Origin of the sequence: Microcystis viridis FACHB-1342 (assembly GCF_014698335.1) — a bacterium.
Lineage (GTDB): Bacteria > Cyanobacteriota > Cyanobacteriia > Cyanobacteriales > Microcystaceae > Microcystis > Microcystis ichthyoblabe_A.
The window spans coordinates 1-13,261 of record NZ_JACJSV010000041.1; the positions used below are offsets into that span (position 1 = coordinate 1).

The window sequence follows — 13,261 nt, forward strand, 5'->3', positions numbered from 1 at the left end:
GAAACTAGGAGCAGATTTTTATTTTGCTACTCCTTATCATTCGTGGGAGAGGGGATTAAACGAGCATACCAATGGACTGTTAAGACAATTTTTCCCCAAGGGAACGAATTTTAAAATCGTTAAGCCAGAGGAGGTGGAAAGAGCCGTAAACTTGATTAACAATCGTCCTCGAAAATGTCTTGACTATCGTACCCCGAATGAGGTATTCTATAAAGGTAGATCAGACAGTGATGCAATTCAGACTTGAATTGGCCAAGCTAAAACCAATTTTTTCCCATTATCTCACCTTATTAGCTCCTAATCCCACGAAATGCCGTGAGGAAAATCCCTAGCTTTAGGTTGTCCGCGACTTTATAATCGTCTCGTCGCTAACGGTTTTGACTTTACCGATGACAAGTTAATCCGGTCAAGATTAGCTTAGAAGACTAAGAAGAAGCGAATTTTTGGGGTGAGAATTTACTTTTGTCAAAAATTATTACATATTCGCAACAAAATAAACTTTTTTGAGCAAATTAATGTACCCTAATTAGACAAGGCGATCAATTATTTTGGCCGCCGAGATTTTTAATCATTATAAGATTGTTTCCCTAATCGCCAAATTAACAATTACATACCGAAAAACAATGACAGCAGAATTTAAGTTTATTCCCCTGCAATTTCACTGGGTTGCTATCAATCCTAAACCGATTGGGGTTGTCTATTTTATCGGTGGTGCTTTCTTCGGCACTTTTCCCAATCTGTTCTATCGTTATCTGCTCAAACAAGTCTTTAAACGAGGCTATACCCTTATTGCTATTCCCTATCGTTTTACTTTTCGTCATTGGAATGTTTCCCTAGAAATGGTCAAAGATTTGATTGGATTGAGAAAGGCTATTTATGAAGAAGCTAAGTTTTTGGGCTATGAAGATAACCTTGAGTTGTATTTAGAAGATCCCACTGCTGGTAATCCTAATTATTTTTGGATGGGCCATAGTTTAGGGTGTAAATATATCTCCCTTTTAGAGGTTTTAAGTGATGTGGAAAACACAGAACTAGAACAGGTTTTGAGTGGTTGTGTCGGCAAAAATCAAGCCGAAGATATCCAAAAATCGCTGAATAATACCGATATTCATGCCGTATCTCTGAAAAATCAACCCTCGCTTTTACTGGCTCCTGTAATTGCTGGCATAGATAGCGCAATTCCCATAGCTGCCCTAGCTAAATTAGTGCAAAGTTTGGGTTTAGACGTACAGCCAAACGTGCAGGAAACCCGTTGTTTAATTAGCAATAGTAACCTATTTCGACTCTTGGAAATTATCGCCTTTGCTAAGGATATACAGGCTAAAGATACAGTAGCTTGGTTCATTAAAGAACTAAGTCAACAACTCTTAAAACCAGTAGTTCCCTTAGCCAATCGCACCCATCTAGCACCCCTTGGCTGGCGCAATGGCGACCAAGAATTAGCCGATAATGTGATTAAATCAATTCAGGAATTACGCGCTAAACTTATCTCCTGTTATCCCCAAAGTCAGGAAAAAGAGGAAGTCTTAATGAAGATGATTTCTGAACATTAATCAATTGAGGATAGGGAGAGGTTGCTAACAGTCAATATTGCCACCTGAATCGCTTTTTCGATGGCTTGTTGTTTGCTTTCTAAACTAATCCCTTCCTCTTTGTTTCTCTCGGCAATCACAGCACAAATACAAGCGGCAGTAAATCCATAAACCCCCGCCATTTTAAATAAAGTTCCCGCTTCCATTTCATAATTGAGAATATTTAAACGTCGATATTCTTCCGTAATTCCCTCTAAATGGCGCTGAAGATAAGGGTTAGCAGAAGACACAATTCTTTCCTGTCCTTCATAAAAACTATCCACAGAAGCGGTAATACCTAAATGATAATTTACTCCCAAAAATTGAGCCGATTTGACTAGAGCAACTGTCAAAAAAGGATCCGCCACTGCGGGATATTCCGGAGGAGCAATATCATTAGCTGCACCTTGCCTACATAAAGCCGCTTGCGAGATAATAATATCACCAATTTTTATTCTATTTTGAATTGCGCCACAAGTACCGATACGAATAATAGTTTTAATTCCCACCTGTATTAATTCATTAACCACAATACTCAAAGATGGCGCACCCATGCCACTGGTAGCCAGAAGAATTGGGGTAGAATTATCTAGATAGCCAAGATAACTATTTAATCCCCGATAATCCGATAGTAAACGTGCATTTTGTAAATAAGTTTCAGCAATATAGCGCGAGCGTTCTGGTTCCCCCGATAATAGGGTGATAGTCGGTTTTGCCGTGCCTAAATCCTCACTGCTAAAGTTGAGATGATAGGGTTTTTGGTGAGATAAGTTATTGGACATTGAAGTGAACTAAATACAGAAAAAAGGTAAGGAATTGATTTTCCTTACCTGATGATTGTACACTTTTGACAACAGAATTACACTTTTGCTGACTCTTTAACTAACTTATCCCAACCCAATTCCTTGAGGTTATTGTTGCGACGCAGGGGACGAGTAGCTAACTCTAAAATATCTCGCGCATTGGTAAAACCATGAATTTGAGCAAATGTAAATTCTACCGACCATTTAGTGTTAATTCCCCGCGCTTCTAAGGGATTTGCATGGGCCATTCCTGTAATCACTAAATCAGGTTTTAACTCGTAAATGCGCTGAATCTGATTGTAGTTATCAGGTTTTTCGATAATTTTCGGGATGGGAACACCCATATCATTACAGGTTTTTTCTAGTAATGCTAATTCGGCCGCTTGGTAGCGTTTATCCATGTAGGGAATACCGATTTCATCACAAGTCATCCCGCAACGAATTAGGAAACGTGCCAGAGAAATTTCTAGTAAATTATCCCCCATAAAGAAGACCGATTTACCGCGCACAAGTTGCAGATAATCCTCTAAACTTTCCCAAATTTTTGCCTCTCTTTCTTCTAATCCCTGGGGTTGTACTCCCAAAACCGAACAGATTTTTTCTATCCAAGCGCGGGTTCCATCCGGACCGATGGGGAAGGGTGCGCCAATTAATTTACACTTACGACGACGCATTAAAGTGGTGGCAGTTCGTGATAGAAAAGGATTGACACCAGCCACATAATAACCTTCTTCAATTACCGGTAATTCAGTAAAACGTTTGGCCGGCAACCAACCATCTATTTTAATTCCTTGTTTTTTTAATTCTAGGGTTAAATTAGTCACAATTGGGTCAGGAACAGAACCAAATAAAACTAAAGGATGATGGTCTTTATATTCCGATTCTTCCTGTTTAATTTCTTCTTTTTTACGTCCAAAAGTTAAGAGTTTCTGGATGGCATTCCGTTCTTCTTTTTCATCTTCATGCTTAACTTTTTCGGGACATTTATGCACCATGGAAGCGAGGACGGTATCTTCGCCTTGGGTAAAGGCATAATCTAAACCATTAGCGCGTGCTGTCACGATAGGAATACCGATTTCTGACTCTAGTTTCGGTGCTAATCCTTCTAAGTCCATTTTGATAATTTCGGTGGTACAAGTACCAATAAAAACGATAACGCTAGGGTTTCTATCTCGTTTAATTTGTAAGCAGAGGCGTTTTAGTTCTTCGTAGTCTTTTAGTTGAGCGGAAATATCCCCTTCTTCTAATTCGGCCATAGCATAACGTGGTTCGGCGAAAATCATCACCCCCATAGCATTTTGCAGGAAGTAACCACAGGTTTTTGTGCCGATAACAAGGAAGAAACTATCTTCGATTTTTTGGTATAACCAAGCAACACAGCTAATTGGACAAAAGGTGTGATAGTTGCCGGTTTCACAATCAAATTGTAAAGCGCTCGGTTCTTGAGTGGCGGTCATGTTGTTTGGTTCTCCTTTAACTTGGTTTATTTTGGTTTTCTCGTTGTAACTCTTGGCGGATTTTTTGCAGTACAGGATCCTCAGTAGGATATAAAGAATTACTTAATTCTCTTTCTTTCTTTTCTAGTCGTTTTTTCTCAGGATCAAAATTTAATCCTAAAACTTCTAGAAATTTGTTTCCATCGGAACTAAGCTGACAAAAGGGATACATCCACACTGATAATTGAGATTCTAAAACGGTCATTGCACCTATAATGATGTCAGCACTAGGACGTTTACCACCGTCGGGAGTTTTTCGCAACGAATCTTTAGAATCCATTAAAGACTTAATCCACGGTTGATTGTTTTGGTAGTAATCTAACCATTTATCTGGTAAGATTTTTAGCAATTCCTCAAAAATAATTACTTTGTTTTTTTCGACTGATAATTGTTTTTCTCGGAATCCGTTGAGATATTCAGTGTGCGAATTAGAAATCAGTAATTCTTTTTCCGATTTTTCCAACTCCTTTTTTTCAGAATCAAAATTTAGTCCTAAGACTTCTACCAGTTTGTCCCCATCGGAACTAAGTTGACAAAAGGGATACATCCACACTGATAACTTAGGTTCTAAAGCTGTTGCTGCCGCTATAATTATGTCAGCACTAGGACGTTTACCACCATCGGGAGTTTTTCGCCACCATCCTCTAGAATCCATTAAAGACTTAATCCAAGCTTGATTATTTTGGTAGTAATCTAACCATCGCCTCGGTAAGGTGGCTTTTAATTCCTCAAAGTTGCTCATTTTGTCCCCTTGACTGAATAATAATGTTCTCTCTATTAGAATTCCCAATGAGAGGGAAAAATTATCATCATCAAGTCCTCGATAAAATTCGTGGGTAGGGTGGGTTAGGTGACGATAAGTTAGGCTATTAACTAATAAGTTAATTCTTCGCCGTAACCCACCCAGAAAAAGAGTTTATTGGTGATTATTGGTGGGTTACGCTGTCCCTAACCCACCCTACAAAATAATCTAAACCATCATTAGATCTAATTCCGCCTCGGCGTTAACTTTGGGTTTATCAGCATTAAGATAGAAATCCGATAATAAAGTGAATAATTCCCGGTCGGCAGATTCTTTGGGAATAACTCCTTCTGGTTTGGCTAAAATCTGATCGGCAATGTTGAGATAATAGTCACAAACGTAACTTAACATCGGATCTTTGTCGGCCATTTCAAAGAGAGTTTGACCTTTAACTCTGGAGACGCGAATATCTTCAATTAAGGGTAAAACCTCTAACACTGGCATGGGAACATGATCCACATATTTATTAATTAAATCGCGTTTTGAGGTGCGATTACCAATTAATCCGGCTAGTCGCAGGGGATGGGTGCGCGCTTTTTCCCGGACGGAAGCGGCGATGCGATTGGCGGCAAAAAGAGCATCAAAGCCGTTATCTGTGACAATTATGCAGTAATCGGCGTAATTTAAGGGTGCGGCAAATCCTCCACAGACTACATCCCCCAAAACATCAAACAAAATCACGTCAAATTCATCAAAAGCGTTCAATTCTTTTAATAATTTCACCGTTTCTCCGACGACGTAACCGCCACAACCAGCACCGGCCGGGGGTCCACCCGCTTCCACACATTTGACTCCACCGTAACCTTCATAGATAACGTCTTCGGGCCAGATGTCTTCGTAGTGAAAATCTTTTTCTTGTAGGGTATCGATGATTGTGGGAATAAGAAAGCCTGTCAGGGTGAAAGTGCTATCATGCTTGGGGTCACAGCCTATTTGTAGGACTTTTTTGCCTCTTTTGGCTAAAGCAGCCGAAATATTACAGCTTGTTGTCGATTTACCGATGCCACCTTTTCCGTAGACTGCGAGTGTTAAAGGCATGGAAGTTCTCCTAAATGTACGCTTGAATGGTGAGTTTGTTTATCAGTGCTTTGATCGCAATTATTGACCATCTCCCCACCCCTTGGCAAGAGGCTCAATTTTTATCTGCTATAGCTAGAGTGAGAATAAAAGCTTAAAAATTAGATTAACAATTTTTTACAGCCTATAAAGTCTCTGAAATCGACAAAAACTTATAAAAACAGTTTTATTTATATATTTAATTTAAATACAAACAATAAACAAAAAACCGCCAAAGCTTTACAAAAACTCGATAAACAGGGTTTTACCGTGCCAAATCCAGATAAAAAAGGTCAAGATAGAGCCAGTCTAGAGACCGATGTCAGATTTTCGTGAATAATCATTACAATTTTCCTGGTCAGCAGATTAAATAAATCGATCCTGAGAAGGATGCCGAAAGGCTGTAGTACAATTAGAACAAAGTACCTGTAGGGTTTCCTATGCGAGTTAAGCAAAAAACGCTGACTACACTCTTATTAGAGAATAAAGCTCCTAAATATCGTCCTTTTCTGGGTTTTTTTCTGGCTGGGTTTCCTTTTCTGTTTTTAGCCTATGTAGTTTTTTCCCAGCGCGCTTATCTCGACTGCATTCGGTTAGGTACAAAAAGGATAGATTGTCAATATGTCCAAGAGTATAATTTTCCTATTTCTAGTCGGGAAAATTTTTCTTTAACTCACATTAAAGCTACGGCTGTCTATCAAGAAGTTTTTATCAGTGTTGAGCAGGAAAAAACTGTTAATAACACGGTTTTATTGGTCGGAAGAAATAACCATCTCTACATCGAGAATTTTCTAGATGTGCAGTCAGCTAGTGATTTTAAAACTCGATTTGAGAATTTTGTGAATAGATATCAAGCTCGGGAAATTATTTCCAAAAGTCCCCTAGATACCTTGTCAGCACTGCTAGAACAGCATCATAATTATCCCTATTATCTCTGGGGTATGTTATGCTTATTCTCTGGTCTATTGTTACTTTATGATGCCAGCTATCGGGAGAGTTATGTCTTTAATCAGGGTACCGCCACCCTAACCCGTAGGCGACAACATTTAATTTTTAGAAGTGAAAGCGATTATCTTCTAAAGAGAATTGTTGAGGCAAAGATAGAAGATTACAATGGCTTTTTAGAGTCTAATTACCGAGGGATTATTTTAATCTTATCCAACGGGGAAAAAATTATTCTCAATCGCCGGTTACTGGAATCTATCAGTAACGGAAAAAGGGAAGAAAAAATCCTAGCAATGATTGCCGAAAAGTTAAACTTAACTCAAGAAGACCTGTTAATCTAAGTAAATGCGCTCAAATTCTAGTTATTTAAAGTCTCTTTTTTTCGGTTTCCTATTGGTGACTGTGTTAGTTTATGTATTACGCGGCATGGGAATATTATCCTTTTTACCCGGAGGATTAATTTTGTTATTAATTCTCTCTTCCGTGGTGACGGGAATCCTCTACGGAATCGATAAAACCCGCCGTTTTTAGGAAAATATTGGCTCTTCCTTCCAGTCGAGATACTGGAATCACTTCAACAGAATTAAAATACAAATTATTTGGAGATAGACTTGGCTAATTATATTCTACTCAGACAAGCAGAACGCTCCTTAGAAAGGATGCCTAAAAATGATCAAATTCCTATTCTTGAAGCTTTAGATACTTTGATTTCGGATTCTACAAAATTAGATATTAAACCCCTTTACGGAAGAGATGAACTAAGATTGCGAGTAGATAAATATCGAGTGTGATTTTTTGAAGATAGAGATAACAATCTATAGGTCATTACAACTATTAAACCTCGCGGCGATGTCTATAAATAATACCAGAACTCTTTTCTAGAGTGCTGTTTCTCCTTTCGCCATAAGACAGTGATTCACAGAAGTAAGGAGTTTCTGGTGTTTTCCACTGTTTTACCGCTTCTCATGCTTAATATCGTCTTCCATAATGTCGAGGTTATAGCTCGTCTAGTAATTCTGGTGAAACCGTCTATTCGTGATATCATAGAGTTAGACTTCGACCATTTGGGAGAGGCAAACTATGATAGATTATAATTTAGACGCGGCGCATAGCATTCTCTGTATGCGACCTACATCTGCACTTGCGGCAGAAGATTTTGTCAAGATTGCAGAGGCAGTGGATCCCCACATTGAAGCCACTGGTGGCCTTGCTGGCGTGATCATTGAAGTTCCCGAGTTCACTGGTTGGGATAGTTTTGGTGCCTTGGTCGCCCATTTCCAGCTGATACGCGACCATCACAAGTACGTCAGTAAAGTTGCAGTGGTGACTGATTCCACTCTGGTTAAACTCATCGAAAGTCTGGCTTCCCACTTTGTCTCAGCTGAAGTTAGGCAGTTCCCTTGGGGGGAAACCGAGGTAGCGACCCAATGGATCTTGGGCGGTTCCTGATTCCCTTGCAGTACATTGACATCTCCAGCAATTAACCTCAATCTAGCCTGAATTTTGGAGATGTCTAATAAGTAGTCGTGCAAAATTAATTTCCTAGTCGAGACAGGAGACTCCGAGACGGGAGACGGGAGACAGCTATTAGGGATCGGATTTGAGTTTTCAGTTCACTGTTTCCTCACACCAGAAGTCTGACGGAGTAGTGGCTTAGATGTGTAATTAATTTTGCTTAGGTACTTACCAAATCGGTTTTTAATAGTATGATTGACTGCCAAGTTATGAATTGTTTTTCGCTTCTCCCTGCTCTTCTATGCCTTTTAACAGGATTTAGCCATAATCGGTGGAGTTGTTAGGTTTCCTTCCGAGGGACTAACCTACGAAACTCACCCCATCACCGGCCAATTGATTTTTTTAGAAAACCCTAATCAAAAAATCTCCCCGTAATAAGGGAGATTTTAGCCAATATCTAGAGTTATTCCCCGACAAATTACACTAATTTCAGATCGGGATAATTGGCGAGAATGTCATCTTGACTGAGAATATCACCCTCGCTTTGGGGGGTCCAAATCACTTCTACTGCTAAAAGTCGATCGCCTCCCATACTACCAATTTGTTGCAGGGCCTGTTTCAAGTCTTGGGAGTCATTAATTTTCGGTAGAGAAAATTTACCAACAATGCCGGCTAAAATAGTCACCAAAATATAGCCTTCCGGTGCGGTTTTAGCTAATTCCCCAGCCGATTCGGGTAAAATATTTTCTTGAGAACCTTGACGCAGTTGATTATTGTAATTAGTTAAGGTTTCCGCCGTTAGTTTACCGCGTTCGTTGAGAGACCACTGATTAAACTTCGCTTCTGCACTGCTGAGGCTGGTTTGTTGGCAATCGACGTTACCATAAACCCAGTATTCTGGATGACGTAACAGGGCGAGGGCCGATTCTTGTAAGACTTCGACTCGTCCCTCGGAGGTGCTAGTATCGACAGTTAGGGCGATTTGATTTAATTCTTGTTGCAGATAACGGGCATTAGCCAACAAACCCACCTGTACTTTAGCCACGGAGACGGTTTCATAACCGGATTCTATCGTCATACCATTCTCGTCACTGCCTCCACCATTACGGAAAGCATTAACGAGGAAGTTGGCAATAGCAAAAAAGATTAACAGAGAAATTAAGCCACCGCCACCACCACCCCAAAAGAAGGGTAAGAGGAAGGGAAAACCAATACCTCCACCGTAACCCGGGGAACTGTAACCACCACCTCTAGAAGGGCTAATACTGCGACTAGGGGCGCGAAAACTACCGCCACCCATTCTACCCCCCGATGCCGCCAAAGCACTGGGAATAGAACCGAAAATCAGCGTTGTCACTAATCCTAGAACTAATAACGGCTTGGCAAGCGATCGAACTTTAGTTAAAATTTTGTCAATCATAAGAACACCGAAGCAACCCTTTATTTACTAGCATAACCAGTTTATCGGTCAGGGATAGACAAATCTTGAATAGGGATAACCGAATCAGTTATCAGTGATCAGTTATCAGTTATCAGTTAGAAGGTGTTGGGTATTGAGATTTTAGGGTTTTGGGGTTTTTTAGTTGAATTCCCCCATTTCCCCATTTCCCCATTCCCCCATTCCCCCATTCCCCCATTTCCCCAAATTTATGACTTGGAATTTCTCCGCTCCCACGGATTCGGACTTAGGCGATCGCGAAGTACCCTTAGAAAATCATCATCTCTGGGGTAAAAGGATTGCTTTACTGGTGACAGGAGGGATTGCGGCCATGAAAGCGCCGCTAATTGCCCGATCTTTGCGGAAATTCGGGGCCACAGTCGTGGCTTTTGTCTCGGAAGAAGCTTTAAGATACGTCACTAAGGAAGCTTTGGAATGGAGTACGCTTAATCCCGTAATTAGCCAATTAACGGCAAAAGCAGAACATTTAAGCGATCAATCTCCCTTTGATCTTTATTTAGTCGCCCCTGCTACCTATAACACGATTAATAAGTTTCGTTACGGAATCGCTGACGGAGTGATCACTTCATGCTTGGCCTCGGCCTTGGGACGACTGGAAAAGGGAAAAACTAAAATTCTGCTCGTCCCCACCATGCACGGCAGTTTACATAATGCTATTCTGAGCGAATCTTTGCAAACTCTTGATCGCTTGGGAGTCGAGATTATGCCACCCCGGGATGATTACGGTAAACACAATCTCCCCGGGGAAAAAGAGATTACCGTGGCAGCCTGTGGGATTCTCAGTGATTCTGTCCTGAAAAATATGCCGATTTTAGTCACCGGTGGACCCACACCCGTGATTATCGATAATATTCGTCGTTTAACCAATCGTTTTACTGGACAATTAGGGGCCGCTATTGCAGAAGAATTATACCTGCGCGGGGCCAAGGTGCAGTTAATCCACGGACGGGGCAGCTATACACCCCCCGCTTATTTACCCCACGAAATTATTGAAACTTATGACGAGTATCTAGGGAAGGTTATGGGAGAATTAGAGAGTAAAGATTATAAATTTGGGATTTTTTCGGCGGCAGTGGCAGATTATCGCTTAGAAAGCCCTTTTTCTGGTAAGATTCCCAGTGGAGGGCAGTTAAATCTTAATTTTGTGCCGACGGAAAAAGTGATTGACAAGGTGAGAGAAAATTTTCCCGATTTAGAGATGGTGACTTTCAAGTATCAGGAGGGAGTCAGTCAGGAGGAGTTACTGGAAATCGCCCGTAAACGCCTAGAAAAGGGCTATCAGGCCGTCATTGCTAATAGGGGTGAGGAAAAGGGCGATCACGGGGAACAGGTGGCTTATTTGGTCACAAAAGCGGCATTGAGGAAATTTATCGGCAAAAAAGCGATCGCTATTGGTATCGCCGAATATTTAGAAGAGCGAGCCAAAAATGTTACAATCAAAAAAATTTAATATTTTTTAATATTAATTTGCAAAAATTTAGGGTAATACAGTCATGGGTAACATCAACTTCGTCAAAGAGAATAAGATCGTGGTAGCGGCAGATGGAGCGAATTTACGAGAGAAAGCAATCCAGAATGGCGTTGATATCTACACTTTTGGCGGTAAATTGATGAATTGTGGCGGTTACGGTCAGTGTGGTACTTGTATAGTGGCAATTGTCGAGGGGATGGAAAATCTCTCCGCTAGAACCGACTTTGAGCAGCGCTGTCTGAAGAAAAAACCCGAAAATTATCGTTTAGCCTGTCAAACCATGGTTAATGGCCCTATTAGCGTCCAAACTAAACCAAAATAGCATTTATCGGTTTTTTAGCTGCGGCCTGGTCGGTGATCACTGATCACCGATCACTAATACAAACTAACTAGGAACAATATTTAAGAAAGCATCGAAGTCTTTTAATGCTTCTTGGAATTGATTAGCAGCGAGACTAGCATCTTTTTCTTTGGCTGCCGCATCGATACGTTCAAAGTGAACGAAAAGATTTTTCGCTAACTGCTTGGCTTTTTCTTGGTCTTTGGGCAGTAAATTACGCGATAATCCTACCATTTCCTGACGCAATTGCCCCAAAGGGCCGTGGATATAGGTGCGAGTATCTACCCAATTTTTGTCAGCGATGAGGTCTTGCAAAACGCTCATTTTTTGGCGAAATCCTTCTATGGGTTGGATGTAAACCTGTAACTGTTCGATTTTTTGCGGACTATAGACGGTGGGGATAGTTGCTTGGGGACCACTGCAGCTAACCAGCAGCGTAGTAACTAGGACTAAAACTAGGGAAATAATCGAGCGAAGACGTGGCATTGGTTTATATGTACTATTTAACAAACTATTGACGTTCTCTCCCGATAACCAGTCAAGCTATCGGGACGATTTTTACTTTATCAGGTTGTGGGATTCCCAAATCAGATTTTACTCCCAACGACCTTGACAGTAACTCGGTGCTATTGGACGATAATCAGCAATTTTGCCTCTGATCCCCCCTTAATCCCCCCTTGATAAGGGGGGTGTCTGATAATTTTTAACACCTACCTACTTATTAACTAGAGCTTATCAAATTGTCTCATAAAAGCTCGATCGATCCGATCTTTCCATAACCATAATAACGGTGATTGCCAGCCAAAACCGCCCCAAGATGCGATCGCTTTTTGGTCTCCTGTGCCGATTAAACTCAGATAATTTTTCTGGGGAAAATAGGGTTTTAGGGGCTGATTTTGCAGAATTCTTGCTAAATTATCGAACAGGGGTTTTCCTTGTCGGACGGCAAAAACTCCCGCTTTCGGACGGGGATAATCTGGAATCGTGGCAATATCTCCCACGGCAAAAATATGGGGATGGGAAAGAGATTGCAGATAATTATTCACTAAAATAAACCCTTTTTCATCTGTCTGTAATCCTGACGCTTTAATCCAACTAGGGGCCGAGGCAGCCGTTACCCAAATTGTATAATCCGTGGGCAAAACTAACCCCGATGAACAGATAATCTGATCTGCTTGCACTGCCGTCACATCCGTTGATAAATATAATCTAATTCCCCTTTGTTTAAAAATATTCTCTAAACGTTGACCGACCCAATTATTATGGTTCGGTAGTAGTTTTTTTCCTCGATGAATTAGAGACAAATTCAAATTACCGCTAGAGTTGAGAATTTTGGCCAAACGGGACTGCATATTTAAAGCTAATTCGACTCCGCCCGCGCCTCCACCAACAATGACGATATTTAGAGGATTATTCGGGTTATTAACCGCTTTTTTCAGGATTTCTTGCCATCCTTCCCGAAAAATCGGCACTGGTTTGGCGGGGATAGCGTACTCTTTAGCACCGATAACATTATCCACTGCTGGGATGCTGCCGATATCAATCGAGAGATAATCAAAGGGAATCGGTGAAGAATCATTACAAATTACTTGACATTTTTCCGTATCTATGAAACTAGCTTTAGCCAAACAGAATTGCGCTTGAGAATACCTAGCTAGAGAAGGTAAATCGATATGAGTCTCGGCAAAATCATAAAAACCGGCGATGTGGCCAGGTAACATTCCCGAATAGGGGGTATGGGTGACATCGCTAATTAAAGTTAATTGAACGTTTTTTAGGGGTGATTGCCCCCAAAGACGAAGCGCGATCGCATGACTATGGCCACCACCGATAAAAACTAGACGCTTGACTAAATCCATAAAA

Annotated in this window: 16 protein-coding genes; 9 read left to right on the top strand and 7 right to left on the bottom strand. The window is 40.8% G+C overall.

Annotation, left to right across the window (positions count from 1 at the left end):
- Both H6G40_RS14030 and H6G40_RS14035 read left to right on the top strand, forming a co-directional pair.
- On the top strand, positions 1–247 hold a 247-nt coding region (locus H6G40_RS14030; protein ID WP_190537171.1), incomplete at its 5' end, for an IS30 family transposase.
- A 376-nt stretch (positions 248–623) separates the two neighbouring features.
- Complete coding sequence (locus tag H6G40_RS14035; protein WP_002798729.1) at positions 624–1,553, top strand: DUF1350 family protein; 930 nt, start codon at positions 624–626, stop codon at positions 1,551–1,553.
- On the opposite strand, the gene H6G40_RS14040 is transcribed toward H6G40_RS14035, so the two are convergent.
- From H6G40_RS14040 to bchL, 4 genes are all read right to left on the bottom strand, one after another.
- A complete protein-coding gene (locus tag H6G40_RS14040) occupies positions 1,550–2,353 on the bottom strand; it encodes a nucleoside phosphorylase (RefSeq protein WP_069473984.1) in 804 nt (267 codons plus the stop codon). The two genes, H6G40_RS14035 and H6G40_RS14040, sit on opposite strands and share 4 nt — an antisense overlap.
- Before the next feature lie 77 nt (positions 2,354–2,430).
- Positions 2,431–3,831 carry a ferredoxin:protochlorophyllide reductase (ATP-dependent) subunit N gene (locus tag H6G40_RS14045; protein ID WP_002773285.1) on the bottom strand — a complete coding sequence of 467 codons (1,401 nt, stop codon included), beginning with the start codon at positions 3,829–3,831 and terminating at the stop codon, positions 2,431–2,433.
- 16 nt (positions 3,832–3,847) lie between these two features.
- The gene (locus H6G40_RS14050) at positions 3,848–4,612 is read right to left on the bottom strand and encodes a DUF5331 domain-containing protein (RefSeq protein ID WP_190537843.1); all 765 of its coding nucleotides are present in this window, start codon (positions 4,610–4,612) and stop codon (positions 3,848–3,850) included.
- Positions 4,613–4,840: 228 nt separating this feature from the next.
- Positions 4,841–5,710 (bottom strand): ferredoxin:protochlorophyllide reductase (ATP-dependent) iron-sulfur ATP-binding protein, encoded by an 870-nt coding sequence (gene bchL / locus H6G40_RS14055; RefSeq protein WP_002735653.1) that lies wholly within the window; start codon positions 5,708–5,710, stop codon positions 4,841–4,843.
- Between the two features lie 458 nt (positions 5,711–6,168).
- Between bchL and H6G40_RS14060 the strand changes: the two genes are divergently transcribed.
- From H6G40_RS14060 to H6G40_RS14080, 5 genes are all read left to right on the top strand, one after another.
- On the top strand, positions 6,169–7,014 hold the full coding sequence (locus H6G40_RS14060; RefSeq protein WP_190537845.1) for a hypothetical protein: 846 nt from the start codon (positions 6,169–6,171) through the stop codon (positions 7,012–7,014).
- A 4-nt stretch (positions 7,015–7,018) separates the two neighbouring features.
- Positions 7,019–7,204 (top strand): hypothetical protein, encoded by a 186-nt coding sequence (locus H6G40_RS14065; protein WP_002766362.1) that lies wholly within the window; start codon positions 7,019–7,021, stop codon positions 7,202–7,204.
- A gap of 80 nt (positions 7,205–7,284) precedes the next feature.
- Positions 7,285–7,464 carry a type II toxin-antitoxin system RelE family toxin gene (locus H6G40_RS14070; protein ID WP_002773272.1) on the top strand — a complete coding sequence of 60 codons (180 nt, stop codon included), beginning with the start codon at positions 7,285–7,287 and terminating at the stop codon, positions 7,462–7,464.
- A 120-nt stretch (positions 7,465–7,584) separates the two neighbouring features.
- Positions 7,585–7,767 carry a hypothetical protein gene (locus H6G40_RS14075; protein WP_071590307.1) on the top strand — a complete coding sequence of 61 codons (183 nt, stop codon included), beginning with the start codon at positions 7,585–7,587 and terminating at the stop codon, positions 7,765–7,767.
- Positions 7,754–8,122 (top strand): SpoIIAA family protein, encoded by a 369-nt coding sequence (locus H6G40_RS14080; protein WP_002738247.1) that lies wholly within the window; start codon positions 7,754–7,756, stop codon positions 8,120–8,122. Before H6G40_RS14075 ends, H6G40_RS14080 begins: the two co-directional genes overlap by 14 nt.
- Positions 8,123–8,606: 484 nt before the next feature.
- Here the strand turns inward: H6G40_RS14080 and H6G40_RS14085 are convergent, their stop codons facing one another.
- Entirely contained in the window at positions 8,607–9,548 is a 942-nt protein-coding gene (locus H6G40_RS14085) for a DUF1517 domain-containing protein (RefSeq protein ID WP_002737563.1), read from the bottom strand.
- Between the two features lie 229 nt (positions 9,549–9,777).
- Between H6G40_RS14085 and H6G40_RS14090 the strand changes: the two genes are divergently transcribed.
- Both H6G40_RS14090 and H6G40_RS14095 read left to right on the top strand, forming a co-directional pair.
- Positions 9,778–11,037: a phosphopantothenoylcysteine decarboxylase domain-containing protein gene (locus H6G40_RS14090; RefSeq protein ID WP_069473981.1), complete on the top strand. Its 1,260-nt coding sequence runs from the start codon at positions 9,778–9,780 to the stop codon at positions 11,035–11,037.
- 43 nt (positions 11,038–11,080) lie between these two features.
- A complete protein-coding gene (locus tag H6G40_RS14095) occupies positions 11,081–11,380 on the top strand; it encodes a 2Fe-2S iron-sulfur cluster-binding protein (RefSeq protein WP_002801057.1) in 300 nt (99 codons plus the stop codon).
- Positions 11,381–11,443: 63 nt separating this feature from the next.
- Here the strand turns inward: H6G40_RS14095 and psbQ are convergent, their stop codons facing one another.
- Positions 11,444–11,884 carry a photosystem II protein PsbQ gene (gene psbQ / locus H6G40_RS14100; protein WP_002737745.1) on the bottom strand — a complete coding sequence of 147 codons (441 nt, stop codon included), beginning with the start codon at positions 11,882–11,884 and terminating at the stop codon, positions 11,444–11,446.
- A gap of 239 nt (positions 11,885–12,123) precedes the next feature.
- A complete protein-coding gene (locus H6G40_RS14105; protein WP_190537846.1) occupies positions 12,124–13,257 on the bottom strand; it encodes an FAD-dependent oxidoreductase in 1,134 nt (377 codons plus the stop codon).
- Positions 13,258–13,261 lie beyond the last annotated feature (4 nt).